This is a genomic window from Lentilactobacillus kisonensis DSM 19906 = JCM 15041 (assembly GCF_001434135.1).
GTDB classification, from domain to species: Bacteria; Bacillota; Bacilli; order Lactobacillales; family Lactobacillaceae; genus Lentilactobacillus; species Lentilactobacillus kisonensis.
In genome coordinates this window covers 21,740-47,445 of record NZ_AZEB01000016.1, presented here as the reverse complement: position 1 = coordinate 47,445, position 25,706 = coordinate 21,740, and the positions used below count along the sequence as shown (strand labels likewise).

The 25,706-nt window shown below is 42.3% G+C and carries 22 protein-coding genes; 14 read left to right on the top strand and 8 right to left on the bottom strand.

Annotated features, from left to right (window positions below; genetic code table 11):
- Positions 1–143: 143 nt before the first annotated feature.
- Together FC98_RS08985 and FC98_RS08980 are read right to left on the bottom strand one after the other, a co-directional pair.
- Positions 144–476 carry a hypothetical protein gene (locus FC98_RS08985; protein WP_008857240.1) on the bottom strand — a complete coding sequence of 111 codons (333 nt, stop codon included), beginning with the start codon at positions 474–476 and terminating at the stop codon, positions 144–146.
- A 68-nt stretch (positions 477–544) separates the two neighbouring features.
- Complete coding sequence (locus tag FC98_RS08980) at positions 545–1,135, bottom strand: TetR/AcrR family transcriptional regulator (RefSeq protein WP_050806276.1); 591 nt, start codon at positions 1,133–1,135, stop codon at positions 545–547.
- A gap of 83 nt (positions 1,136–1,218) precedes the next feature.
- On the opposite strand from FC98_RS08980, the gene FC98_RS08975 reads away from it, so the two are divergent.
- From FC98_RS08975 to brnQ, 6 genes are all read left to right on the top strand, one after another.
- Positions 1,219–2,622: an MDR family MFS transporter gene (locus FC98_RS08975; protein WP_008857238.1), complete on the top strand. Its 1,404-nt coding sequence runs from the start codon at positions 1,219–1,221 to the stop codon at positions 2,620–2,622.
- Positions 2,622–3,302, top strand: coding sequence for a DUF4811 domain-containing protein (locus tag FC98_RS08970; protein WP_008857237.1), 681 nt, complete (start codon positions 2,622–2,624; stop codon positions 3,300–3,302). The genes FC98_RS08975 and FC98_RS08970 overlap by 1 nt, the downstream gene beginning before the upstream one ends.
- A gap of 151 nt (positions 3,303–3,453) precedes the next feature.
- Complete coding sequence (locus tag FC98_RS08965) at positions 3,454–4,158, top strand: B3/B4 domain-containing protein (protein WP_054655185.1); 705 nt, start codon at positions 3,454–3,456, stop codon at positions 4,156–4,158.
- A 31-nt stretch (positions 4,159–4,189) separates the two neighbouring features.
- Complete coding sequence (locus FC98_RS08960; RefSeq protein WP_040471661.1) at positions 4,190–5,422, top strand: PTS transporter subunit EIIC; 1,233 nt, start codon at positions 4,190–4,192, stop codon at positions 5,420–5,422.
- Positions 5,419–6,288 carry an alpha/beta hydrolase gene (locus tag FC98_RS08955; RefSeq protein ID WP_008857234.1) on the top strand — a complete coding sequence of 290 codons (870 nt, stop codon included), beginning with the start codon at positions 5,419–5,421 and terminating at the stop codon, positions 6,286–6,288. The genes FC98_RS08960 and FC98_RS08955 overlap by 4 nt, the downstream gene beginning before the upstream one ends.
- Positions 6,289–7,002: 714 nt before the next feature.
- Positions 7,003–8,406 (top strand): branched-chain amino acid transport system II carrier protein, encoded by a 1,404-nt coding sequence (brnQ, locus tag FC98_RS08950; protein WP_008857233.1) that lies wholly within the window; start codon positions 7,003–7,005, stop codon positions 8,404–8,406.
- Positions 8,407–8,487: 81 nt separating this feature from the next.
- Here brnQ and FC98_RS14695 read toward each other — a convergent pair whose 3' ends face one another.
- Positions 8,488–8,655, bottom strand: coding sequence for a hypothetical protein (locus FC98_RS14695; RefSeq protein ID WP_008857232.1), 168 nt, complete (start codon positions 8,653–8,655; stop codon positions 8,488–8,490).
- A gap of 120 nt (positions 8,656–8,775) precedes the next feature.
- Entirely contained in the window at positions 8,776–9,393 is a 618-nt protein-coding gene (locus tag FC98_RS08945; protein WP_056949463.1) for an isochorismatase family protein, read from the bottom strand.
- A 570-nt stretch (positions 9,394–9,963) separates the two neighbouring features.
- Here FC98_RS08945 and FC98_RS08940 point away from each other — a divergent pair.
- The 4 genes from FC98_RS08940 to FC98_RS08925 all read left to right on the top strand — a co-directional run bounded on the left by FC98_RS08940 (position 9,964) and on the right by FC98_RS08925 (position 12,963).
- On the top strand, positions 9,964–10,635 hold the full coding sequence (locus FC98_RS08940; RefSeq protein ID WP_008857230.1) for a peptidoglycan recognition protein family protein: 672 nt from the start codon (positions 9,964–9,966) through the stop codon (positions 10,633–10,635).
- 113 nt (positions 10,636–10,748) lie between these two features.
- Positions 10,749–11,657: a metal ABC transporter solute-binding protein gene (locus FC98_RS08935; protein WP_008857229.1), complete on the top strand. Its 909-nt coding sequence runs from the start codon at positions 10,749–10,751 to the stop codon at positions 11,655–11,657.
- 613 nt (positions 11,658–12,270) lie between these two features.
- The gene (locus FC98_RS08930) at positions 12,271–12,750 is read left to right on the top strand and encodes a DUF2975 domain-containing protein (protein ID WP_008857227.1); all 480 of its coding nucleotides are present in this window, start codon (positions 12,271–12,273) and stop codon (positions 12,748–12,750) included.
- Positions 12,751–12,759: 9 nt separating this feature from the next.
- Positions 12,760–12,963, top strand: a complete 204-nt coding sequence (locus FC98_RS08925; RefSeq protein ID WP_008857226.1) for a helix-turn-helix domain-containing protein — start codon at positions 12,760–12,762, stop codon at positions 12,961–12,963.
- Positions 12,964–12,975: 12 nt separating this feature from the next.
- On the opposite strand, the gene FC98_RS08920 is transcribed toward FC98_RS08925, so the two are convergent.
- From FC98_RS08920 to FC98_RS08905, 4 genes are all read right to left on the bottom strand, one after another.
- Positions 12,976–13,476, bottom strand: a complete 501-nt coding sequence (locus FC98_RS08920) for a hypothetical protein (protein ID WP_008857225.1) — start codon at positions 13,474–13,476, stop codon at positions 12,976–12,978.
- A gap of 717 nt (positions 13,477–14,193) precedes the next feature.
- Positions 14,194–15,321, bottom strand: a complete 1,128-nt coding sequence (locus FC98_RS08915; protein WP_054655181.1) for a GH25 family lysozyme — start codon at positions 15,319–15,321, stop codon at positions 14,194–14,196.
- A 72-nt stretch (positions 15,322–15,393) separates the two neighbouring features.
- Positions 15,394–15,591: a hypothetical protein gene (locus FC98_RS08910; protein ID WP_008857573.1), complete on the bottom strand. Its 198-nt coding sequence runs from the start codon at positions 15,589–15,591 to the stop codon at positions 15,394–15,396.
- A 60-nt stretch (positions 15,592–15,651) separates the two neighbouring features.
- Entirely contained in the window at positions 15,652–16,602 is a 951-nt protein-coding gene (locus FC98_RS08905; protein ID WP_056949462.1) for an AraC family transcriptional regulator, read from the bottom strand.
- A gap of 422 nt (positions 16,603–17,024) precedes the next feature.
- Between FC98_RS08905 and FC98_RS08900 the strand changes: the two genes are divergently transcribed.
- The 4 genes from FC98_RS08900 (at position 17,025) to FC98_RS08885 (ending at position 25,484) form a co-directional block, all read left to right on the top strand.
- Entirely contained in the window at positions 17,025–18,446 is a 1,422-nt protein-coding gene (locus tag FC98_RS08900) for an MFS transporter (protein ID WP_054655179.1), read from the top strand.
- A 47-nt stretch (positions 18,447–18,493) separates the two neighbouring features.
- On the top strand, positions 18,494–20,464 hold the full coding sequence (locus FC98_RS08895) for a glycoside hydrolase family 127 protein (RefSeq protein WP_056949461.1): 1,971 nt from the start codon (positions 18,494–18,496) through the stop codon (positions 20,462–20,464).
- A gap of 188 nt (positions 20,465–20,652) precedes the next feature.
- The gene (locus tag FC98_RS08890; protein ID WP_054655177.1) at positions 20,653–23,007 is read left to right on the top strand and encodes a DUF5776 domain-containing protein; all 2,355 of its coding nucleotides are present in this window, start codon (positions 20,653–20,655) and stop codon (positions 23,005–23,007) included.
- Positions 23,008–23,063: 56 nt separating this feature from the next.
- The gene (locus FC98_RS08885; RefSeq protein WP_054655175.1) at positions 23,064–25,484 is read left to right on the top strand and encodes a DUF5776 domain-containing protein; all 2,421 of its coding nucleotides are present in this window, start codon (positions 23,064–23,066) and stop codon (positions 25,482–25,484) included.
- Positions 25,485–25,706 lie beyond the last annotated feature (222 nt).

The window sequence follows — 25,706 nt, the reverse complement described above, 5'->3', positions numbered from 1 at the left end:
CACTCCTTTTTTTAATATCATCCAACTTTATTATAGGGCATGACTGGTGATGATTGGAACCGTTTACGTTTTAGAATAGCCAAATAAAAATCCGCCGTTGTGCCTAGTGGACAAATGACTAGACAGCTCACCTGATATTGGGGCTACGATAATCCTTTGAATTTGCCGGTATATTTTGAACTATCCCATACTGGTACTATATCTGATACCTGGATAACAAAGTATTCAAACCTATGATGGTCTCCGAAAACGGGCGATGCTGAAAATTGGGCCTGACATTGACCGAGGAGGTTGAAAATTTTTAAGAGTGGCGAGAGATTACCACCTTGGTCAGCATAGGTCATATCGAGTGATGATTTTTGAGTAACTTGGATGACAAACACTGGTGGCTTTCCTTGGGAGCGGTAAGTGATTGCGTTGTCAATCAGTAATAGGGAAATGGCTTGTCTTAAAAAATTGATTTTATTTTGATTCAATCATGACACCTTCCATTGCATGCGGTTGGCACTTTCTAGTAATCATTATTAATGATTACTAGAAAGTGCTATTTTGAATAACCATAAATCGGCAGAATAATTTGATCGACCCAGTTACTCACGTCAGTTTTTGTGATCGTATTGCGTAGCATCAGGCTTGCAAATATGACTAGGTCGGGGATGATCTTCATCTCGAGGCTGCCATCTGCGACATCTTTGGTGAGTTCACCCCGGTCGTAGCCACGACTCAAAGCTAACTGGATAACTTTTGTAAACTGATTATCTAGGATTGCGGTGTGGCCGGTTAAATGAATTTGCGGCAAGGTGTCATTGGCATACCCACGGATATTATCGATCCCAAACATCTGAATGATCCCTAGGGGTTGGCTTAAAATCTGAATGAGGTCATCCCTCACCCTGCCAGAATTCGGGGCTTTAAAATCGACCGCATCAAGAATTTTTTCTCGGGCAACCTCAAATATGATTTGCTGTTTGGAGTCCCAGCGGCGGTAAATAGCATTTTTATTGGTCTCCGCTTTCTTTGCAATGTCGTCCATCGTCATCTTTTGGTAGCCAATTGCTTGCATAGTATCCCAAGCAGCGTCCAAAATTGCTTGTTTAAGCGTCTCGCCGCGGCGACGCTTTTTTTTATTTTCCATTTTTTCCTCCAAACCGTTGACACCCCGAAAAAATGTAGTAGTATTCATAAGGTACTAATAGTACCTTAAAAGGAGAGAAAGAAATGACGAATACAGCTACAAAGTCTTCAGTTATGAAATCAGCGTTAATTTTGGTTTTAGGCGCGTTCGTTGCAATGCTAGACACCACGATGACTAACATTGGAATCAACACTATTCTTAATGATTTACATTCAACTGTCAACACAATGCAATGGGTGACGACAGCGTACGTTTTAGCGCTTGGACTAACCGTAGCCTTTGCCGGGTGGCTGATCGATGCTTTTTCTGGTAAAAAAATCCAAATTTTTGCGTTGGTCATTTTCCTGGCAGGTTCGATTTTATCGGGAGCTGCTAATTCAATTCCAATTTTGTTGATTGGTCGGATTGTTCAAGGCATTGGTGGCGGAATCTTGATGAGTGCTGTTTCGACATTAAGCGTTAGGTTAACTGGTGGCCAGGGACTTGGCAAAATGATGGCAGTTCTTGGATTACCGGTGTTATTTGCCCCAGTCTTGGGGCCAACGGTTGGGGGCTTTTTAATTAAATATTGGAGTTGGCATTGGTTATTCTATATTAACGTGCCAATTATTGCCGTTGCATTAGCAATGTCCCTTCTTTTCCTGCCGGCCTTTGAGCCAATTTCAAAGGGCAAGCCGTTTGATTTGACTGGGTTTGTGCTGATCAGCCTGATCTTTTCGGGAATTATTATCAGTATTACCAATTATAGTGCCGATAATTTATTTGAATCCTGGAAAGTATTGTTACCGGCGTTTGTTGGGCTGGATTCATTAATTGGCTATATTATTTATGCATTTAAGCAGCCAAACAAAGCGTTATTATCAATTAAATTGTTTAGTCATAAAACTTTTTCTGCGTCAACGATCCTATTATTTATTTCCGGTTTAATGGTTAACGGAATGATGTTCGTTTTGCCCCTTTATCTGCAAAATATTCAGCACCTTAGCGTGATTGAGACCGGTATTTATCTGATTGCTCAGGGAGCCGGCATGCTAGTTTCACGAGCTTTGGCGGGTCGATTGACGGATCGCTATGGGGCTAAGTGGATTGTGATGAGTTCATTACTGATTTCGGCAATTGCCACCGTGCCATTTGCGTTCTTCACCGCGAAAACATCGGTTTGGTTAATCCTAGCGACCTTATTTTTCTTGGGAATTAGTCGCAGCGGGGTTACCATTCCGATCATGGCAGATTCATACACTGGATTGCCTCAGGAGCTGATTTCTCAAGCAACCGTTGCAACTCGAATGGCGCAAAATATTGGTGGGGCGCTCGCAACTGCCTTTTTGGCGAGTGTCATCCAAAGCCAAATTGGCGACAGTATTCCAACGACGACGTTATTGAACACCGCGTATTCGCACGCGTTTGTATGGACGATTATTGGGACGCTAATTGCTGTCATTCCGGCTTTTTACCTCAGTGTTCGGTCTGGAAAGGAGCAAGCATAATGGGATTGATTTTTGGAATTCTTTTCGCGGTTGTTGGGGCAATTGGGTTATTAAAAAAGCATCGCTTATTGGGTGCCGGCTTTATAATCATTGCTTTAGTTCTACAAGGATTTGTCATTGCCGATACAAAGGTTCACTGGGGAACAACGGTTACAACTGAGGTAACCAAGCAAAAAATTGAGCCAGTAGCCAATATCAAGGGAAATCAATTGATGATTTTAAAAAAGATTACTCGTGGTCAAACGCACGAAACGGCCTATGTGTACAAAGACAAGAATGGTAACCGGGAGTCCTTTTTAGATAAACATCATGCGGTTAGGGTTGTTCAGACTAACCAGCGGCAGGCATATAAACGACGTCAACAGCAACAATATCATTACCGCAATCAATTTCTTCGTTGGTTGTTTTATGGCGGCACAAATGAAGGCGAAGTAAAACACCAAACGATTACTTTTATGGTTAATCAGGACTGGACGGAAGTTACCCCATCGCAAATCACAAAGGTGAAACATCAATTAAGAAGCGCTGAAGAACGCCAAAAAATGAAGCGAGCGGTTACTAGTCAATTTCGTAATCGACTAAAGGCTCACCCGGAGCTTGCTAAAAGTCAGAGCGAGCAAACCCGCCTGCAGGCAACAATTACCAAGGAATATCTGAAAAAATTGATTAGAAAGGCTTAATCAAACTCAATAGAATCCATATAATCTATATAATCTTATTCATTGACAGTTCTTCCGAATGCCCAAAATAGATTGTTATTCCTGGCAAAATTGATTACCATGACACTAGGATTATTAACGAACATTTTCAATTAGATGAGGTGGAATAACAATGAGTAACTTTACTGTGCAACCTAGTTTTTGGAACCTTTTCCCAGACGTTAAGATCGCAGTCATCACCGTTCATCACCTAGATAATCATGAAAAAGGCCAGGTCCCCCCGGAAATGCTTGCAGAGGCCAATGCCAGTGTTGAAGACTTGATTCCAGACGAGCCAATTAGTGCCAATCCATTGATTCATGAATGGCGTGAGGCCTTTAAGAAGTTTAAGACTAAAAAGGGGGCCCGTTTTGCCGTTGAGAATTTGCTAAAACGAGCAAAGAAGGGTAATCCGGTTAGAAGTATTGACCCGTTAGTCGATATTTACAATGCCGTTTCGTTGCGAACGGGTTTTCCAATCGGTGCGCTTGATTTACAGAAGATTCAGGGTGGGATCAGCCTTGAAGTTGCCAAGGGTGGCGAGCCGTTTACCGCAATTGGCGAGGATGAGGAAGATCCGGCCCTGCCCGGCGAAGTGATTTACCGAGACGATGTTGGGGTTACGAGCCGTTGTTGGGCCTGGCGGGATGCCAAGCGCGTTGAAACGACTGAGGATTCAACTGATATTTTGATGTATTCGGAATGTTTGAAACCAGAGTGGCGGCAAAATCATGAGCGGGCGATGAACGAGTTGACCGGTAATATTGAAAAGTATTTGGGGGCTACGGCAAAGATCCAGTATGTGGCTCGCAATCAGCCGATGGTGACTTATAAATAAAAAGTTGCTCTTCATTAGGGTGGTTTAAAAAATGAATCGATTATTGATGCTAACAGCTAGCGCATATCGCAGTAAAGCCGTCCAGGTGATGCAACAAACATTTCAATTGTTATTCCCGGTGATATTGCTGGGGAGTTCAGCCGAGGTCTTAAAGTTTGTCTTTTTGACTGCCAGTGGATATGTTGCGACAATTTTTAATGTCACGCATTGGCTTCCCTTCGATCGGGAACTTTCAGTTTTGATGGGGACGATCTATCACTGTACGCTTGGAATGGCTGGCTTGTATGGCGCTTATGGCGTTTCTTACTTTACCGTTAAAGTGTATCGACGGCAATCTTCACCAAGTGCGGGATTAATAGGACTACTAGCATTTTTGATGATTGCGTTTCAACCTCGAGGCGGTGGTAGAATTGCTTTTAATCCGTCTTTAATGACAGAAGGACTACTAGTGGGGATGCTGGTCGGCTATGTTTGTGGTCGAATTTTGTGTGCGTTTAAAAATCGGCGGACTGATTTGTGGGAAACAATGTGGCGGTTAACCCTCATTTTTGCGTTAGCAGTGAGTGTGAACTTGCTGATTAGCGAGTTAAGACGCGCTGGATCTCTTTCAGTTCTAGCGATTAGTGGGCCTACGTCAACGTCTGGTGACTCCTTGTCTTTTGTCCTAATGATGGGTGCGTTAACGGAATTATTATCTTGGATAGGGATTGGAGGACCGTTTACAGCCAGCCCGACTTTCACGGATCCGGCGTCAATTGCCAACTTAAATCATGCTTTAAAAGCTGGATCACCTTGGAATGTTCCCCACCCATATACTGATACCACGTTATTTCACAGCTTTGCTAACTTTGGTGGTAATGGCGTGATGTTGGCGTTAATGATTGCGATCTTGATTTTTTCAAAACGGGCGAACAGTCGAACCGTCACCAAGTGGTCAATCTTTCCGGCCCTTTTTAATAGCCATTACGCCATGATGGTTGGCATTCCAGTCTTATTTAATCCGATTTTTCTATTACCATTTACCTTAGTACCCGTCATTAATATGACAATTGCCGCGATGCTTTTGGCGCTACATTGGCTCCCTGCGGCTGTTTATCCGGTTCCAGCAGGCACGCCGGGGCCCCTAATCGCCTTTTTAGGAACAAATGGTAATTGGATTTCATTGTTACTGGGAATCGGCTTAATTGCTCTAGATGTTTTAATGTACGCACCCTTTATCAAACTGGCCGAAAGCGTGCAAAAAAGTGCGGGTGAGTTGAAATGACATGGCAGAAAAAGCATTGGTTAGTCGCGCTAATAAGCGTTGTGATGGTTGTCGCTGTGATAGTCGTATCGCTTCAATGGTCGCGAAAAAACGTTTCACAATTGGCACAGCGCCATAATTCGACGATAGTCCCACTGATTATGATTCCTGGAAGTTCGGCGACAGAGAACCGCTTTGACTCGTTAGTGAAGGCTTTAAACGTTAATCGAAGAAATCCTCATAGTTTATTGAAAATTCGAGTGGCTAAAAGCGACCAGTTAACGTTTTCTGGTCAAATCCGTCCTCGGGATCACGCCCCAATTGTCGTAGTTGGATTTGAAAATAATCATGACGGTTATTCAAACATTAAGAATCAAGCCCGCCAATTTAACATTGCTTTTAAGGCCTTAAATGAGCGTTTGAGTTTTAGCCGGTTTGAAGTGGTTGGCCATTCTAATGGTGGGTTGATTTTCACCGTCTTTCTTGAAAAGGATTATGCCCAGTATGCGCCCGAGATTCAGGTTACAAAGTTGATGACAATTGGATCGCCATTTAACTTCAACGAACGTAACATTAATAATAAGACCCAGATGTTATCTGACTTCATTAAAAATCGAAAGAAATTACCTACTAATTTAAACGTCTATTCGGTAGCTGGGACGCAAAACTATACTTCTGACGGGATTGTGCCATTAACGAGCGTGATGGCCAGCCGCTACATTTTTCAAGGTCAGGTGAAGCACTTTACAACGATGACCGTGTCGGGTTCGGATGCCCAACATTCAGATCTTCCCCAGAATCATCAGATTGTGAACCTCATTAATCATTACATGCTAACGGCTAAGCGGCGACACCTAGTTCAACCGAATGAACCAGAACTTCATTAATGATCCATGCAAAATTTCAGTTTTTACTATTGACATCCCTACGATACCCGTCTAAGATAATAATTAAATTAATTAGAGAACGCTGTGAGAAAGTTGAGTAGCGCTTTGACATCCTAAAGCGAGCCTTGGTTGGTTGGAGAAGGCAGGATAAGAAGTGTGAAAATCCCTTTTGAGCGATGCACCGAAGAAATTAAGTAACGTGCATTGGTGACACCCATTATCGTGTTAGCGTATCGCCTTTTGAGGCCGTACGTGAAAGGCAGTTTTAGTGATAAAGCTGCAAATATAAGGTGGTAAAGTGCACGTAGGCGCCCTTAATTCAGTTCATTCTGAATTAGGGGCGCCTATTTTTATGGAGTGAGCGGATCCAAGCGGTTAATAATCGGAGTGTAAGTCTCCAAGCTCAAAAATCCCGGTTCTGGATTTATGAGCTTGGTGCTTACATGCAGATTGTTGCTTGGAGGAGCTGTCCTAAGAGAGTGAGCGGATCCAAGCGGTTAATAACCGAAACATAAGTCTCCACAAACAGAAATCCCGCCTTTGGATTTATGTTTGTGGTGCTTATGTGCAGGTTATTGCTTGAAGGAGCTGTCCTAAGCCCCCAGCGTTTTCTAAATTTAAATTGAAAGGTGATGGTTTTCTTGGAATCTCAGATTAGTAGCGGTCCGATTAGTCGCTTTGAAAAAATACATTTACTAAAGGAGTTCATTATTTATGAAAGACTTACAAGATTTAAATCCAAACCCGTTAAGAAAACGTGATTACTTTGTCGTGAGTTCGATGCTGTTTGGCCTGTTCTTTGGGGCTGGTAACTTGATTTTCCCAATTCATTTGGGACAGTTGGCTGGTTCTCATTGGGTACTTGCGACGCTTGGTTTCTTAGTAACTGCCGTCCTTTTACCACTACTTTCCGTTCTTGCGGTTAGCGTCACCCGTTCTGAAGGGGTCTATGACATTGGTAAGCCCCTAGGACCCGTGTTTGCGTTGGCGTTTATGATCATGATTCACGCCACCATTGGTCCGTTGTTTGGGACACCCCGGACGGCCACTGTTCCGTTTAGTGTTGGGATCCAACCGGTATTGCCGGCTTCAATGGCTCACGTTGGGTTGTTAGTATTCTCAGCCGTTTTCTTTGGGTTGGCATTCTTAATCTCATTTCGAGAATCTAACATCATGGCGTCAGTTGGCAAGGTATTAAATCCCTTATTCTTACTGCTATTATTTAGTGTTTTCCTGCTTGGGTTTACCAGGCCGATGGGGAGTGCGGCTAATCAAGCTGCCACGGTTGCTTACAAACACGCTTCGTTCTTTAATGGCTTTCTTCAAGGATATAACACGATGGACGCCTTGGCTGGCTTGGCCTTTGGTGTGACGGTGGTAACCGCTGTTCGCCAACTTGGTAAAACGAAACCAAGTAGTAATGCTAAGGTGACGGCCAAAGCTGGTGTGTTCGCGACTGCTGCTATTGGTTTCATCTACGTTGTGTTGATCTGGTTGGGCTCAACAACCCTCGCTACTTACAAGGTTTCTGCCGATGGTGGGGTTGCCTTCAATCAGTTGGTTACCTATTACCTCGGTGGCATGGGTCACGCCTTGTTAGCAACCTTATTAACAGTCACCTGTTTAACAACTGCCGTTGGATTGGTTGCTGCATTTGCTCAGGACTTTCACAAGCATTTTCCAAAGGTTAGTTACAGAGCTTGGTTAGGCTTTATGTGTCTGGCATCATTTGGAACGGCTAACTTTGGTTTGGATACCATCATCCAGTGGTCGACGCCAATGCTGATGTTCCTGTATCCATTTGCCATGGTTTTGATCTTGCTGTCAGTATTTTCACCATTATTTGATCGTGACCCGGTTGTTTACGCGCTGGTGGTTGGGTTTACAACCGTGCCGGCCTTACTTGACATGGTTGCCGCATTTCCACCCGTTGTGAGCCAGAGCGCTTTCGGTCAAGCATTGGGCGCATTTCAAGCACACGTTTTGCCATTTGCAAGTCTGGGAATGGACTGGGTAGCGCCAGCCGCTGTTGGTGCCTTGCTTGGATTGGGGTATCATTTCTTACGACCGGTACTTGGAAGAACCCGGGCAACCAGTTCGCAGTCTGAAGATAATTAACTTCCATGGAATCAAAATAAGAGTATAAAAAAGCTTGGATCTCAGTAAAATACTGGGACTCAAGCTTTTTAATGATCCTTATTAGTCTTTAATTAATCGATGTTTCTTAATTTTTCCTTTGCGAACATCATTAGCTCGACCGCGTACTTCGGCTAAATTGGCAGGACTGTAAAATGGATCTTTTGAAATGTGGTCGGATTTAATTGGCTTATTCCGAGGGTGATTCTTATGTTTATCAGAGTTGGACATGGTGACCTCCTAGTGGTGATGCTTTGGTATAATAGGGACTTGCACCTCAGACTTTTTCACTCTCCAATATGAGGTTACTGGTGGTTTTCTGATACATAGGATTACTCCGCAAGCTTACTCTTACATCGGCACGAACCCACCATTCTCCGTCATTAACTTATTAAATCCGGGAACGGTTTCGGTTCTATTCCAATCCCGTTGTAATTCGCATAGTAATTGGGGGATTGTGGTTAAGTGAGCGCCAGCTTGTTCCAGTCTTCTCAAGGCAGTTTCATGGGCAATTGTTGAAGTTCCCCCGACAGCATCAACGACTGGATAGACTTCATACCCTTCTTTGATGGCATCTAAGGTTGGGAATGTGAGGCAAGCTTCTGTCCATAAGGCAATCATAATTAGTTTCTTTCGATTAGGTGCTTTGATTGCCCGGTTAAATTCTTTGTCCTCCCAAGCGTTAATTGATGTTCGGTCATATGAGGGGTGAAAATCACCAACAACTTTTTTAATTGAAGGAATTGTGTCGTTTTCCGCTTTGCCGTTAGCTCTAACGGTCGTTAAAACAATTGGTAACTTGTATAACTTGGCAATTTTAGCTACCATCGTTGCGTTGACAATCAAATCAGCGTGTTTCATTGAACCAATTGAGTTAACCTGAAGGGGTTGGTAATCAATAATTGCCAAAAGAGAATTCGAAGGTGAAAGTAATTCATCGTCTTTACCACGTCTATCCATACTTGTCATTATAATAATACCTCCTAAAAATAAAGTGAGCGGAGCAGAGCGGTTAGAAGTCGGAGCATAAGTCTCCTCCGGTAGGAATTCCCGGTTCTGGAATTTTTACCGGAGGTGCTTATGCGTAGACTTCTGCTCTGCGCAGCTGTCCTAAAAAAGTGAGCGGAGCAAAGCGGTTAGGGATCGGAGTGTAAGTCTCCTATATCAGAAATCCCTGGTTCTGGGATTTTTGGTATAGGTGCTTACGCGCAGATCCCTGCTCTGCGGAGCTGTCCTAAAAATAAAGTGAGCGGAACCAGGCGGTTAGAAACTGCCAAGTAGGCTAGGCGTTTCACGGCCGTCGGAATATAAGTCTCCTTGGGCAGAAATTCCTAATTCTGGAATTTTTGCCCAAGGTGCTTATATGGAAGTTTCTGCCTGGAGGAGCTGTCCTAAAACAGTTAATCGTGAATTCGCTTACATGATACACCGAAATGGCTTGTGAAACTATGGGTATGTATAAAAAGTAATGGTCCTTGCAAGTTTTGGTGTTTGACTTATGATAGAAGGTGATGTGAAAAAGATAAAGTGGCGAATAGAATGAAGAATAAGTTAATCAAAATTGGAACAATTTTTTTCGGTTTATTAGTATTTTTCGGATTGTGGGGAATTTCAGTAAACGCTTCGGCGGTTAATAACTACATTGCCAGTCACAAGATTAACCATGTTTCAATAACAAAGAAGGTCTGGGGTGGCTTTCCTCATTCAAAATATCGGCATGGTAAAGGTAAGCCTGAGGGCGTTGTTGTGCACGAAACTGGTAATACGAGTTCCACTATTTTTGATGAAATTGCCTATATGAAAAAGAATTATCGCAACGCATTTGTTCATTCCTTCGTGGATGATGAGCACATTATCAATATTGCCAATACAGATTATCTGTGCTGGGGCGTTGGTTACCCCGGAAATGCCCGGTTCCTGCAGTTTGAACAGGTTGAGATGCATACGAAGAAGAATTTTGCTGAAGAGGTTGAAAATGCGGCCTACTACACCGCTTACCTGCTTAAGGAGTATCAGCTGAAACCTAATGACGCTTGTTACGATGGTAAGGGAACGGTTTGGTCTCACGGGTCAGTCGCAAAGTACTTAGGTGGTTCCGATCACACCGATCCAGTTGGCTACTATAAAAAATGTGGTAAAAAATACTTTCATCAATCGTATACGATGAAGCAGTTTTATAAATTAGTGGTCACAAATTATCATAATTTGTGATCTTGATGACAAAGGCGGTTTGTAAATATTAAAAATACTATTTACAAACTGCTTTTTTTATTTTATAGTCTAAAGAGTAATCGGTACTATTTAAAAAGAGAAGGGGTAATGACATGTTACATAAGGTATCAAGATTTAAGTTATTATTTGTGGCCATTTTGGTCGTTGCACTTGGTGTTGTCGCAGCAGGATGTTCTTCTAATGGCAGTTCGACAAGTAACGGTAAGATAAAGATCACGGCGACTACTGATTTTTATGGCGAAGTTGCTCGGAAGGTTGCGGGAAATAAGGGCGAGGTAACATCCGTTATTACGAACCCTAATATTGATCCCCATGATTACCAGCCAACAACTAAAGTTGCCAAACAAACGGTGGGTTCTAAGATTGTGATTGCGAACGGAATTGGCTATGATGGTTGGATGAGTAAATTAGTTAAGGATAGCAGTAAAGTTGACTATATTCGAGTTGGCGAAGACTTAATGGACAAGCAAAACGGCGACAATCCACATATTTGGTATAACCCAGCAACAATGCCTAAGTTAGCTAACACGATTGCAGCAAAACTTGGGAAGATTCAGCCAAAGAATAAGGCTTACTTTAAGAAGAATGCCAAACAGTACATTGCGTCGCTGAAGCCGATTAATGATAAGATTGCTCAACTAAAACAGGTTGCCGCAACTAAGAAGAATAAAGAAGTGTATGTCAGCGAACCAGTATTTGATTACGCATTACAAGCAATCGGGTTCAAAGTTGGCGATGCCCAATTTGAAAACGACACGGAAAAAGACGTTGATCCATCCCCACAAACTATTAAGGATATGCAAGACGGTATTAAGAATCACAAGATTGCGTTCTTTGTCTTTAATAAGCAAGTTGATGATAAGACGGTCAATAACTTGGTTGCCTTAGCACGCAAGAACAAGATCCCAGTATTACCAGTAACCGAAACACTGCCAGCAAACAAGGATTATGTTCAATGGATGTCAGGGCAGTATTCGGAGTTGGTTAAGTTGCTGAAGTGAGCGGAGTAAAGCGGTTAGAAATCGGAGTGTAAGTCTCCGCTAACAGAAATCCCTGGGTTTGGGATTTTTGTTAGCGGTGCTTACGCGCAGATTTCTGCTTTGCGCAGCTGTCCTAAGATAAGTGAGCGTAGAGTGCGGAACCTAAGTTACTCCGTTCAGAAATCCTGGGTTTGGATTTTTGAACGGAGTAGCTTAGGTGCAGCTTTCTGCTTGGTGCAGCACGTTCCCACAATGTTGCCAAAAATCAGAGATCCCTGGGCTTGGGATTTTTGACTAAGGTAACTTATGTGCAAGCTTCTGCTTTGCGGAGCGGTCCTAATCTATATAACATAAAACAATCACGATACAGTCTTAATTGTTAACAAACAATTCCAAGACTAATATCAAGTTAAAAATCATCACGCAAAATAACAACTGTTTAAATTTACAAGTTAGTCAAAATGACACACGACCTATTTAAAAATATGTCGTATGTCATTTTTTGTACTCAATTTTACACTGACTGTTTATTAATTAGATTATTAAGAAACTTAATTATTTTTCGTGAATCATTTAATTATTTCCGATAATCGGTTATTATTTATTGAAAGTCGATAAACAGGAGGGATGAGTTTTGAAAATTAAATCTTGGTTCTTAAAATTATCGTTAGTTTGTATTGGGATAATTGTTGCGTTGCTCTGTGGGATTGCATTTCCCCGGACGTTAGGAAAACTAAGTGATATCTACCCACAAATTGGTTGGGAACTATATGTATTTGCTTTTTTTCTGTACCTATCTGCAGTGTTTTTCTACATTGCTGAGGGGTATGCTTACCGGATTCTTCGATCAATTGATCGGGATAACGTCTTCTCTGGCCAGGCGCTTCAAGCAATCAAGCGAATTAAGTATGCGTTAGCGGGGATGGGGATTTGCTATATCTTTTTCCTACCAATTGTTTATCGAATTGCCAACGCTGAAGACGCACCTGGATTAGTTTTGATGATGGCAATTGTTGCAATGATCCCGTTTGTTGTGTCAGTTTTTGCAGCAATTTTAGAAAAATTACTTGAAAAAGCAACTCAGCTGAAACTTGAAAATCAGTATACGGTGTGAGGTGAGACGATGGCAATTGTTGTTAATCTAGATGTGATGTTAGCCAAACGAAAAATGTCCGTCACGGAATTATCCAAGGAGGTTGGCATTACCATGGCGAACATTTCAATCTTAAAAACTGGGAAGGCCCGAGCAATCAGGTTTTCCACCCTTGATAAGTTGTGCGAAGCGTTAATGTGTCAACCCGGAGATATACTAGAGCATCAAGATTGACTGTGGACCAGGCTAATCAGCAAACCATTCCGCAAACAACGTTGTAAAGAGGGTTTGGATGATGAGACCAATGAAAATCCAATTTTGATTTTGCTCCCGCCACGCTTTATAGGTTAGCCAGGCCAGTAGTGGAAAGATAAGTAGGGAAAGATCATTCAAAATATAATCAAGACCATATTTGTCATTTAAAATAAGTTTGACGAGAATGGCAGCCAAAATGATGATGCCCATCAGACATGCGGACCCAAGCGTTGTCCAATCAATCCAGTTTGCCGTTATTGGTTGATTGTTAAACTGCCGCTTAGTTAGGCGGCCAACGGTCAAGTAGTTGATGATGGTCATACTGATAACGCCAACCAACACCCAAACTGGAAGGGCGGAAACGATCGACTGAGACATAAGATGACGTCCTGATAAAATTGGGTATATCAGCATATCAATTAAGATGATCATGATGGGGCTAAGGGCGAACATACCCCAGAAAGCGATGGTAACTTTGAGTTCCTTGCTCATGTGATTGGCTCCTTTATGTAGGATTCAATGGATTTTGTTGGTATTCATTATAGAGCATTAGAAAAAATCAGCTATGAACTTGAGGTGTTCGTAGCTGATTTTTAAGTTTTTGAGTTGATCATATTTTGGTTTTGGCAGGAGTTACACAGTAAGGTTCTCTGTAACATAGGAATCTACCTGTAAACAGCCTTAAGAAAAAATTTAACATTCTGGGCGACAAAGCGGAAACATGCTCCACCAAGCAGAAAGCTGCACCTAAGCTACTCCGTTCAAAAATCCAAGCCCAGGATTTCTGAACGGAGTAACTTAGGCTCCGCTTTCTAACCGCTTGGTTCCGCACTCTATCTGAATGATGCTCCGCAAAACAAGAATCTGCGTGTAAGCACCTCTAACAAAAATCCCAAAACCAGGGATTTCCGTTAGAGGAGACTTACACTCCGATTCTTACCCGTTTTGCTTCGCATACTATCTGAATGATGCTCCGCAAAGCAAAAACTTCCACATAAGCACCTCTAACAAAAATCCCCAAAGACCAGGGATTTCTGTCAGAGGAGACTTATGTTCCAGTTTTTACCCGTTTTGCTTCGCATACTATCTGAATGATGCTCCGCAAAGCAAAAACTTCCACATAAGCACCTCTAACAAAAATCCCCAAAGACCAGGGATTTCTGTCAGAGGAGACTTATGTTCCAGTTTTTAACCGCTTTGCTCCGCATACTATTGTAAATACCCTCTCCAAATCCAACCGCCATGGTTGCCAGTGGTGCTTCTTACATGGTAATAAATGGCGTACTTGCCGGTATTTTTCTTATACAGTTTTTCGTGAGCATCAGTTACCCAGGTAATGTTTGGCAGATCAGCATTGTACCCATAACGGATACCGAGATGCTTGGAATAACGCGCACCCTTTGTCGTTGTGTATGAATGCTTACCCATGTTCTTTCGCCAAACTAACTTAACTGACTTGGAACGGGAAGCTGAATATTGCTTACCAGCTGAAGGACCTGGCACCAGAACAACTTGTGATTTCTTAGATGATTTATTTGAAGTTGGCGTCGGTGTGGTTGATGAGCTGGATGCACTACTTGAAGATGATGCTGAATTAGTTGTATTTGAAGTGTTGACTGTTCCTGAATTCAAGTAGTAATCATTGTTCATCTGGCTAACGTCTAGATTCTGATTGATGCTTGGGAACCGGTAGTCCGATGCCCATTGCCAAGCGTTGGCGTTTGGGTACTTAGAGCCACTTGGTTGACCAGGATAATCAGCGATCCAACCAGCGTTTGTTGCATTGGTGTCCACGTGAACGCCTAGCCAGCTCGCCATGGTATACAGGTCAGTCTTGTTATAGCCAGCCTGGTTCAAAGCAGCGTCAAAGGCAGCTAAATTAGCGTTGTTATTGTCTTTAGTTACGCCAGCTAGTTCAGATGACTCAAAATCAGTTACCATTACCACGTTGGTTGAGCTAGTAACGGATTTAACGGCGTTGATAAAGGTTTGGGCCTCGGTCTGTGCCTGATCAGTTGAGGTAAAGTGGGCAAAGTGGTAAAAATTAATGCTTAGCCCTGCTTGTTGCGCATATTGAACTTGCTGGGGAAGGTTGGGGTTGACGTAGCCAGTTCCTTCTGAAGCTTTGATTGTAACGGCTTTGACACCGTTTGAAGCTAAAGTTTGGTAATCAGCGGCAGTTAAGTTGCCTTGCCAGCTTGAAACATCGACCATGTCGGTTTTGGGCAACGTACTTGATGGATTAAGCGCAGCGTTGGCGTTGATGGAACTTCCCATCAAGATGCCACCAGCCACCAATCCTAAAATTGCTAAACCGGATTTTCGGTTAATTCTCATGCTTTTCACCCTCGTTTACAAATTGTGTTCACTCGTGATACTAACATGAAAAACCGGTTTACAGAAGGAATTCTACTTAGATTTATCCTTTTTGCGATCAAGTGAAAAACTCCAGTAAATTAATAGTAATACAACGGCCGTAATTGTAATTGTTGTAACATTATTTGGCATTTGATGGGTACTTACCCGCCAGGCAATTACGATTAAAATGATTTGGAAAAACCAGGAAATAATTGATTGGCCTGCAAATCTTGTTCTTAAAAATTTCATAGGTGAATCTCTCCTTTTATTGGTAGTGAGTGGAACGCAGCGATCTCTACTAAACACATCCTATTCCGGAATATCGCCATTTTCTGGAATATAATCAATCGAATCGGCAATTCGCTTTGGAATTGGAATTTGTGGATCAACATGGGGATTGTTCAAATGAATTAGATTGTAAGATTTACGGTATTCACTTGGAGACAGTCCCATTGAACTTTTGAAACGACGCATGAACACCTTGGGATCGTTAAAGTAGGAATTATCGGCAACTTGTTTGATAGGCATTTCAGTTCTCACCAATAATAGGGTTGCGACTTCAATCTTAACGTGATTGAGGTACTGCAAGGTGGTCATACCGGTGCAGCGTTTGAATAATCGCGTCAGGTAATCAGGATTCAAATGGACACGGTCAGCAATCTCGGCAACCGTCAAGGTGCTGGACATGTTGGCCCGGATCCATTCCTTCATATAACTGATACGGGTACTATCTTCACTAGAGTCAGGGCGATTGAAGTAGGACTTGTATAACTGAATTAAAAGGGCAGATACGAGATAATCCCGTTCTTCAATGAATGACAGTTCATTATGAATTGATAAAATCTGATGGATTAGGATGGTTGCTTCTTCGTAATCGTGAAGCTTGAAGTACATTGGTAAAAAGATCTTACGCTTCTTATTTTGCTTTGCCTTTACCTCAGCAGTCATCTCATCTTCGTCGGAGTTAAAGGCATCTTCTTTATGTTGTGAGAAGAAGTGGAGCCAATAGAAATCAACTGCGTCTTGAGAATCTTGGTACCCGTAAAATGTGGTAAATGGCGGTACAATTAATACTTCATGGGGCTTTAACGTGTAACGTTGGTCATTGATCTGGAGGTAGATGGGCCCCTTGATGCAAAGAATGATTTCATAATCGCCCTTATGATACATTCTGCGATGGCGCCAGGGACCCTGGGCCACAAATTCGCCTCCCTTGTAATATAACAGTGTTTTTTCTAGTGTAAATGTGGAAAATAACATAATAAAGACCCTCCTGATGCTTGGTCGGAAATCGTCACCAAATATACATAAACGCGGAAAATGGTTAGATGTCGGAAATGGACACCATATATCAAGAAATTGGTTATAAAGGCATTTCACAAGCGACCTACTAGTAATAAATATTAACAACTGGTCGGATTATATCACCTCTTTTGCTATTATAGCCCTTTTTTTCTGTTTTGAAAACGGTTACTATTTAACTTGTAAATAGGAAATGGTTCCTTGGACGGGGAGCCATTGATAGAAAGGAAGTTGAAAATCATGTTAATGATGAGTTCAGTGACCAGAAGCTCACCTACTTGAGATGAATCTCCCAGTTTTAAGATTTAGCTATCTTTTTATTTTCGATCGCTAATGTAAGCGGTTAGATAAATTCTATATATACTACGGAGGCTTTTATCATGAGTTCAAATGCAAATGTCGATTCAAATACGGCAAGTGCCCAAGCGTTACTTGCTAATGATACATTGCCATGGCATCGTAAAATTACTTACGGTTTTACCGATATGTCTGGTAACTTGCTCTACTGTATTATCAGTTCTTACATGCTTTACTTCTTTACGAACGTTTTTGGTTTGTCAGTCGGAACTGCCGGGGTTTTACTTTTAATCGGCCGTATCTTTGATGCGATTGGCGCGCCTGTCATGGGGATCTTAGTTGACCATACCCACAGTAAATACGGGAAGAGTCGTCCTTGGTTCTTGTGGATGTCATTACCATTTGCCATCTTCGTTTGGTTACTGTTCACAACACCCGCTTTAAGCGGCACGTTAAAAGTTGTTTATGCTGGTGTTATGTATATCTTAGCTGACTTGTCATACACGGCGATGTCAACGCCTATCACTTCAGTATTGCCTAATTTAACTTCAAGTACTGATGGTCGGATGCAAGCCAACTCAATTCGTTTGGTACTTGGTAACGTTGGTAATTTCTTCGCCGTTACTTTCATCATTCCATTCGCTGGCTTACTTGGCGGCGGTAACGATCAAAAAGGCTGGTCATTAGCCGTTGGAATTTACTCAATCGTTGCCTTTATTCTTTTGATCGTTGCCTTCTTGGACATGCGTGAAAAGAATATCGAAAACGAAAAGGTTGTTACCATTAAAGAAAGTTTGAAAGCAACAAAAGGTAATTGGCCTTGGGTTTTAATCGTTGTTGCCAACTTAGCTTACTGGACTGCCTTCATTGTTCGTAACTCATCAATGCCTTACTACTTCCAGTACAACATGAGCAGCAAAGCTTTGATTTCGTTCTTTAACGGTTTCACAATTATCCAAGTGATTGGTATGGCTTCAGTACCATTCTTTGTTAAGTTCATGCACAAGTGGGGCACAACCGTCTTCTTCCTATTGATGACAATGGTTGGTCAAGCTTGGGTTGGGTTTGCCGGTTCAAACGTTACCTCAGCATTAATCGGCTGGTGTGTTGCATGTATCGGTTCAGGTTCTGCCTGCACAATGTTCTTCGCCATGGTTGGTGACACAGTTGACTTTGGTGAATGGAAGACCGGTGTTCGAGCTAACGGTTTCTTAACTGCCATTGGTGCTTCATTCTGTATCCAAATGGGTTCAGGATTCGGTTCATTTATCGCTTCAATGATTCTCAAAGGGTTCGGCTTCAACGCTGCTAACAAAGTTCAAAGTGCCGGCAGTCTTTCAGGAATTAGCTTCACATTCGTTTGGGTGCCAATCATCATTTACGCAATTAGTTTGGTATTAATGATTGTTTACCGTAAGTGGGAAAACCACGAACCAGTTGTTAAAGCTGACCTTGCAGAACGGAATGCTAAGGCTGCTAAAGAAGCAAAGGCTGCCCAAGCTTAAAATTGTTTTAAACTAATGATTTCACTTTTTAGGAGGAAATAATAAATATGCAAGTTTATACCACTCCAAAATTAAACAAAGTTAAGGTTACTTCTGATTTCTGGAAACGATACCGCGAACTCGTCGTTAAAGAAGTGCTTCCCTATCAATGGAAAGTCATGAACGATGAAGCCGATATTTCAATTTCTGAAGATCCTCAAAACAATGGTCAAGACAAGAACAGTCATGCCATTGCGAACTTAAAGATTGCGGCTGGTCAGATGAAGGGCCATCACTATGGCTTCCCATTCCAAGACACCGATGTCTACAAATGGTTAGAGGCGGCTGCTTATTCATTTGGCTACCATCCAAATCCAGACCTCAAGAAGATTACTGATAATCTGATTGATTTGATTGCTGACGCGCAAGAAGACGATGGTTACTTATCAACCTACTTCCAAATTGACGCCCCAGAACGTAAATTCAAACGGCTACAACAGTCTCATGAACTTTACACAATGGGTCATTACATTGAAGCGGGGGTTGCTTACCATCATGAAACTGGCAATGAAAAGGCTTTGGATATTGCAAAGCGCATGGCTGACTGCATCGACAAAAACTTCGGCCTTGAAGAAGGTAAGATTCACGGTTACGATGGTCACCCAGAAATTGAATTAGCCCTTTCTCGCTTGTACGAAGAAACTGGCGAGAAGCGTTACCTTGATTTGGCTCACTACTTCTTGAACCAACGGGGCCAAGATCCTGCTTTCTTTGAAAAACAGATCAAAGCCGATGGTGACAGTCCTGATCGTGACTTGATTCCAGGGATGCGTGACTTCCCTCGTGAATATTACTTGGCCGCAGAACCAATCAAAGACCAAAAAGTCCCTCATGGACACGCTGTTCGGGTTGTTTACCTTTGCACAGGAATGGCTTACGTGGCTCGCTACACGGGTGATAAAGACTTACTCGCAGCTTGTGATCGTTTCTGGAACGACATCGTTAAACGTCAAATGTACATTACTGGTAATATTGGTCAAACTACAACTGGTGAAGCCTTTACTTACGATTATGACTTGCCAAACGATACCGATTATGGCGAAACTTGTGCTTCAGTCGGCATGTCATTCTTTGCGCGTCAGATGCTAAACATCCATGCTAAGGGTGAATATGGCGATGTGCTAGAAAAAGAATTATTCAATGGTGCCTTAAGTGGCATGGCCCTTGATGGCAAGCACTTCTTCTACGTTAACCCACTAGAAGCCGATCCAAAGGCTTCAAAGGGCAACCCAGGCAAGTCACATGTCTTGACTCACCGGGCTGACTGGTTCGGTTGTGCATGCTGCCCAGCTAACTTGGCACGGTTAATCGCTTCCGTTGATGAATATCTCTACACTGTCAATGGCGACACCATCTTGTCTCACCAATTCATTTCTAACGAAGCTGAATTTGATGAAGGCTTGAAGATCGTTCAAACTAACCACTTCCCATGGAGCGGTGACATTCATTACGAAATTGAAAATCCAAATGACAAGTCCTTTAAGTTAGGCATCCGGATTCCAAGCTGGTCTGCTAACTTCGATTTAGAAGTTAATGGCGTTTCAACCACTCTACCAGTTAATGATGGCTTCATCTACGTTGATGTTGACGCTAAGTCGGTAACGATCGACTTGAAGTTGGACATGGACGTTAAGGTGATGCGAGCAAGCAACCGGGTTAGCGATGATTTTGATAAGGTCGCTATCCAACGTGGCCCAATCGTTTACGCCGCAGAACAAACTGACAATCAAGCACCACTTTCACTTTATGAAGTAACACCAGATGATAAGACTGATTATCACTTCGATGAGAAGCTCTTAGACGGTGTCGGGGTTGTGAAAGTTGCTGCTAAGCGTCAGAAGATTGATGACGAAAACGCACCACTTTACGTTGATGCAAACAAGCCAGTTGAAACTGAATCAGCTAATCTCACCATGGTGCCATACTATGCATGGGCTAACCGTGAGAATGGTCAGATGAGAGTTTGGCTGAATAAGTAGGATTGAACGTTAATTGAATATTGTTTGAGGGGGAATCACTAGAGCGCAAAGCTTTTAGTGATTCCCCCTTTATATAAGAATGAGAACGCTTACCCTTGACAATTGAGATGATCATTATATTGAGGTAATGGTTGTGTTAAAGAAGGGTAACGAATGAAGTTAAGATTAAAATAAAGAGGGTTAAACAGATGTTTCATAAACGAATTGCAACATTATTGATGGCTGCGGCAGTCGGTGCATTTACAGCAGGATTAGCTGGTGGGACAGTGAAAGCTGATGACCAAACGATTAACGTTGACACAACTCAGGCGATTCGCCCGGTTGACCACGTTGCCTCAGGTGGCTTATATGCCTTAGCGGATGCGAATACACCAAATGCGGATTTGCTGTCACCTTTGAAGCCAAAAGTATTTACTCAAGCACCACCTTATGGGCAACAAATTCCAAACGGCGAGCCAAAGACGGCCGGTGAATTTCCTGAAATTCAGCCGACTGCTCATAAATTAGGGGCTAAGGTTATTGTACGGTTGCCGGACTTTTATCCGAAGTTCCCGTATAACTATTCGAATGAACAAGATTGGCTGAATCACGTGAAAACAATGGTGACCGCTGCTCAACAGAATTCTGACGATGTATATGCTTATGAATTGTGGAATGAACCCAACGCCAACTGGAATAACAGCTGGGGCAACTTTGATCAGGTCTGGAAAGATACGTACCATGTTGTGAAGGCAATTGCCCCAAACGCTAAAATTCTTGGCCCTAGTTTGAATGGTTGGAATGGTGGCGGCTGGATGAAGAGCTTCTTGACATACTGCCGAGACAACAACGTGTTACCTGATTATATTTGCTGGCACGAATGGAATGCTGCTAACTTTCCTAAAGAAGCTCAAGCCTTGGATGCAATGGAAGACAGTCTAGGGATTACACGTCGGCCAATCAGTATTAACGAATACGGTTGGAAGAACGAACTAGCCGTTCCAGGTCAAATGATTCACTATGTTCAAAACTTTGAAAATGTTAACGAATTGGACAGTGCTTGCCTTGCATTCTGGTATAACTACGGCAGAATGGACAACTTATTAACGAACGATCAAAAACCGAATGGTGGCTACTGGTTGTACAAGTGGTATGGTGACATGTCTGGTCAAATGGATCAAACCAGTACTTTCAATACGAATGGTGCCTTGGCAAGCATTGCCAATACGACTAGCGACAAGGGTCAGACTTCCGTTATCCTTGGTGGGACGTCTGGTGATACGACCGTTAACGTTAATAACTTAGATACCTCGAAGTATGGCAAATTTGCCAAAGTCGAAGTTAACGCAACTCCTTGGTATGGTGTTGATACTGCCGTTGATAGTCCAAAAACGGTGGCTTCCGGAACCGTTGCGGTTAATAACGGGTCAGTTTCTATTCCAGTTAAAGATATGAAAGCTTCATCAGGTTACCAAGTGGTTGTGACTCCAACAACTGATTCGAGTGCCACAGGGGTTCAGTATGTTCAGCCATCTGCCGGTGATCCAATTAGGGTAGAGGCAGAAGACAGTGCGCTTTTTGGTGCCAAAACGACGATCCAAACAAAAAGTAGTTATCCCTCTGGCAATAAATATGTTTCAGGAATCGATGACACTCAGAGTGGCGTTACTTTCAAGCCTAATGCGTTAGCAGCTGGAACTTACAAAGTTAAAGTTGGTTATGCAAACGGCTATCAAGATAGTGCTGTTGACAGTGTCACTTTGAATAATAAACCGCTTCAAGATTTGACAATGCCGTATACAACCGGCTGGCTGGATGATAGCTTAAACGTCCATGGAACAAGAAGAGTTGTTCAATATGGTAATGTTGATTTGAATAAAGGTGAAAATACATTTACCCTCCAAAAGAAATCAGGGTTCGCTGAATTGGATTATGTTCAATTTACGCCGGTTACACCAAATCCTACTCCTACCCCGACTCCTGTAAATCCAGATAATAGTAATACCGATCAGACTTCAAGCAGTACAAATACAAGCTCTAGCTCTTCTGCCGCAAGCAGTTCGAGCACGGCAACTGAACCAGCCAAGACGGATAATCACAATTCAAGTTCTCAAACGACAACTAATCGCTTCAAAGTATACGCCAAGAAGAGTTTGTATCGTTATAAGAGCGTCAACTTCACCAAGAACAATCGGGTGAAGAAATACGTGGTTAAGAATCGTACCACTGCACCAACGTTCACGGTTGTCGCCAAAGCCAAATCAGCTAATGGCGCCGCTCGTTACAAATTAAGCGATGGTACTTACATCACCGCCAACAAGAAGTACGTTGCTAACTTATATTGGCAGACCAAGCACAGCAAAGTATACGCTGCTAAGAAGACTGGCCTGAATGAATACAAGAATACGACTTTGTCTAAGAGGAACCAAGTTAGACATGTGAAGAAGGGTCAAGTTCTTCACGTTAAAAAAATTGTTAAGCATGGTTCGACTACCCGGTTCCAGTTGACGAATGGTAATTACATCAGTGGTAATAAGCAAATGACATCATTGATCGAACCATAAAATGACAGATTACTTAAAGTAATTATCTGTAAAATTTTAAACAAAGGGGTTTTAACATGATTATTCACAAGCGCACCGTTGCGTTTTTAGCGGCCATCACTATGGGATTAACTTTAGGGGCGATTGGAAGCTCTGCTAAGGCTGATGATAGTACGATTAACGTTGACACTACCCAAGCTGTTCGAACGCAAACGACCCATGTAGCTTCTGGTGGGTTGTATGGGATGTCTGATAGTAATACACCTAGTGCGGATTTACTATCAGCACTCAAGCCCAAAGTATTTACTCAAGCACCTCCTGGTGGGCAACAAAGCCCAAATGGGTTGCCACCAGCTGGTGACTTCATGAACGTTGCATCATTATCACAAAAAGTCGGCAGCAAAATCATCATTCGCTTGCCTGACCACTTCAAAAACTTCCCGTATAATTTCACTTCTAACGCGGGGTTTGAAAAAGACGAAGCAAATTGGTTAGCCAGCGTTGGCGAAATGGTTCAAAAGGCTAAGGATTCCGGCTATGCCAGTGATATTTACGGCTACGAATTATGGAATGAGCCTAACTGGACCTTTGTTGGCAACAGCGGTAAAACCATGCAACAGTATTATGAGATGTGGAATGCCACGTATAACGAAGTCAAGAAGGTCGATCCTAGTGCTAAAATCGTTGGTCCAAGTATTGAGCATTGGGATAAAAACTGGATCACTGGTTTCTTAACCAATGCCAAGAATAACAACACACTTCCAGATGTGATTTGCTGGCATGAATTAGAAGATGGAACGGCAGCTTCATTCCCAGACCATGTTAAGCAATTGGATGCAATTGAAGACAATTTGGGAATTAAGCATTTACCAGTTAGTATCAATGAATACAGTGCGCCACAACAGACTGGCGTTCCCGGATTGATGATTCATTATATTCAGTCGTTCGAAAACGTGCCAGAGCTTGATAGTTCATGTATTGCTTTCTGGTACAACTATGGCCGAATGGATAATTTGTTAACGGATCAGCAGAAGCCAAATGGCGGTTACTGGCTATACAAATGGTATGGTGATATGGCTGGTCAAATCGACAAGACAAGTACAGCTGATACTAATGGTGATCTAGCCAGTGTTGCCAACACGACCGATAATAAAGACCAAACGTCTGTTATCTTTGGCGGCACAGCCGGAAATACGACGATTAATGTTAACAATTTAGATTCAGCTAAGTTCAGCAAATCTGCTTCTGTTCAAGTTAAAGAAACGTCATGGGATGGGGTTGATTCAGCAGTTGATTCTCCTAAGACGATTGTTAGTGGTACCGTTCCGGTGAAGAATGGCACAGTGTCTGTACCCGTCAAGAATATGAAGGCAGCAAATGGTTATCAGTTGGTAGTGACGCCATCGGACAGTACTTCAACGACTGATAATTTACAATATGCCCAAGCCCAAGCAACTGATCCAATTAGAGTAGAAGCAGAAGATAGTGGGTTGCTGGGAACGGCAAAGACGTACCAAGGTAGTTATGCTTCTGGCAATCATTATGTAGGTTCAATTAATGATGCTTCAAGTGGCGTGTCATTTAAGGTAAATGCACTTGCTGCGGGTCAATACAAACTTGAAATTGGTTATGCGAATGGTAATCAGGATCAAAAAGATGCTTCAGACAAGGTGACCCTGAACAATAAAACATTAAATGATGCTGTTTTTCCATATACGACCGGTTGGACGAATGCCGTTCCAAATGTGAACGGGACTAGAAAAGTATTGCAGTATGGGACAGTTGATCTTAATAAAGGTGAAAATACTTTAACTCTGATGAAAGATAGTAGTTTTGCAGAATTAGATTATGTTCAGTTAACACCAGTTAACCCAAGGCCAACGCCTGTAAATCCAGATAATAACAATACTAATCAAACGCCAACGGGAACTATTACGGGGACTAGTTCTTCTTCAGCAACTAGTTCCAGCATAAAAACACCAGCTGCAAGCAGTTCAAGTACAAATACGGAACCGGCTAAGACAGAAACAAATAGTACTTCTAAAGCAACAACTGTAAAGAGCTTCAAGGTATATGCCAAGAAAAGTTTGTACAGCTACAAGAGTGTTAACTTTACTAAGAACAACCGCGTAAAGAAGTATGTGGTTAAGAGTCGTATGACTGCCCCAACTTTCACGGTTATTGCCAAAGCCAAGTCAGCTAACGGTACAGCTCGTTACAAATTAAGCGATGGTACTTACATCACCGCCAATAAAAAATATGTAGCTAACTTATACTGGCAAACCAAACACAGCAACCTTTACGTTACTAATAAAACGGGCTTGTATGAGTACAAGAGCACGACCCTGTCAAAAAAGAACCAAGTTAAACATGTAAAGAAGGGTCAAGCTTTGCAAGTTAAGAAAGTTGTTAAGCATGGTGCTACCACTCGTTTCCAATTAACCAATGGCAATTACATCACTGGTAACAAACAATTTACCAGCTTGACAAAGTTCTAATGACTTGCTCTTAAGGGAGGTAAGGGATCTACAAAGTGCATCATCCGATTAATTATCAATAAAACTAATTTTAAGCGTTATTTCTGACATAACGTGTTGCGAAACCCCATTCGCAAAAAATGATCGAGCTGGAAGTTAATTCTGGCTCGGTCATTTTTTCACAAAATATTTAGGAAAACTAAATAAAATAGTCTTGTATTTTACTAAAATAAGGGTTATTCT

Coding starts and splice junctions, on each gene's coding strand:
- FC98_RS08935 (WP_008857229.1), top strand. CDS start 10,749: ATGTTACATAAGGTATCAAGATTTAAGTTATTATTTGTGGCCATTTTG.
- FC98_RS08925 (WP_008857226.1), top strand. CDS start 12,760: ATGGCAATTGTTGTTAATCTAGATGTGATGTTAGCCAAACGAAAAATG.
- FC98_RS08965 (WP_054655185.1), top strand. CDS start 3,454: ATGAGTAACTTTACTGTGCAACCTAGTTTTTGGAACCTTTTCCCAGAC.
- FC98_RS14695 (WP_008857232.1), bottom strand. CDS start 8,655: ATGTCCAACTCTGATAAACATAAGAATCACCCTCGGAATAAGCCAATT.
- FC98_RS08980 (WP_050806276.1), bottom strand. CDS start 1,135: ATGGAAAATAAAAAAAAGCGTCGCCGCGGCGAGACGCTTAAACAAGCA.
- FC98_RS08945 (WP_056949463.1), bottom strand. CDS start 9,393: ATGACAAGTATGGATAGACGTGGTAAAGACGATGAATTACTTTCACCT.
- FC98_RS08900 (WP_054655179.1), top strand. CDS start 17,025: ATGAGTTCAAATGCAAATGTCGATTCAAATACGGCAAGTGCCCAAGCG.
- FC98_RS08970 (WP_008857237.1), top strand. CDS start 2,622: ATGGGATTGATTTTTGGAATTCTTTTCGCGGTTGTTGGGGCAATTGGG.
- FC98_RS08975 (WP_008857238.1), top strand. CDS start 1,219: ATGACGAATACAGCTACAAAGTCTTCAGTTATGAAATCAGCGTTAATT.
- FC98_RS08940 (WP_008857230.1), top strand. CDS start 9,964: ATGAAGAATAAGTTAATCAAAATTGGAACAATTTTTTTCGGTTTATTA.
- FC98_RS08960 (WP_040471661.1), top strand. CDS start 4,190: ATGAATCGATTATTGATGCTAACAGCTAGCGCATATCGCAGTAAAGCC.
- FC98_RS08890 (WP_054655177.1), top strand. CDS start 20,653: ATGTTTCATAAACGAATTGCAACATTATTGATGGCTGCGGCAGTCGGT.
- FC98_RS08905 (WP_056949462.1), bottom strand. CDS start 16,602: ATGTTATTTTCCACATTTACACTAGAAAAAACACTGTTATATTACAAG.
- FC98_RS08955 (WP_008857234.1), top strand. CDS start 5,419: ATGACATGGCAGAAAAAGCATTGGTTAGTCGCGCTAATAAGCGTTGTG.
- FC98_RS08920 (WP_008857225.1), bottom strand. CDS start 13,476: ATGAGCAAGGAACTCAAAGTTACCATCGCTTTCTGGGGTATGTTCGCC.
- FC98_RS08915 (WP_054655181.1), bottom strand. CDS start 15,321: ATGAGAATTAACCGAAAATCCGGTTTAGCAATTTTAGGATTGGTGGCT.
- brnQ (WP_008857233.1), top strand. CDS start 7,003: ATGAAAGACTTACAAGATTTAAATCCAAACCCGTTAAGAAAACGTGAT.
- FC98_RS08895 (WP_056949461.1), top strand. CDS start 18,494: ATGCAAGTTTATACCACTCCAAAATTAAACAAAGTTAAGGTTACTTCT.
- FC98_RS08885 (WP_054655175.1), top strand. CDS start 23,064: ATGATTATTCACAAGCGCACCGTTGCGTTTTTAGCGGCCATCACTATG.
- FC98_RS08910 (WP_008857573.1), bottom strand. CDS start 15,591: ATGAAATTTTTAAGAACAAGATTTGCAGGCCAATCAATTATTTCCTGG.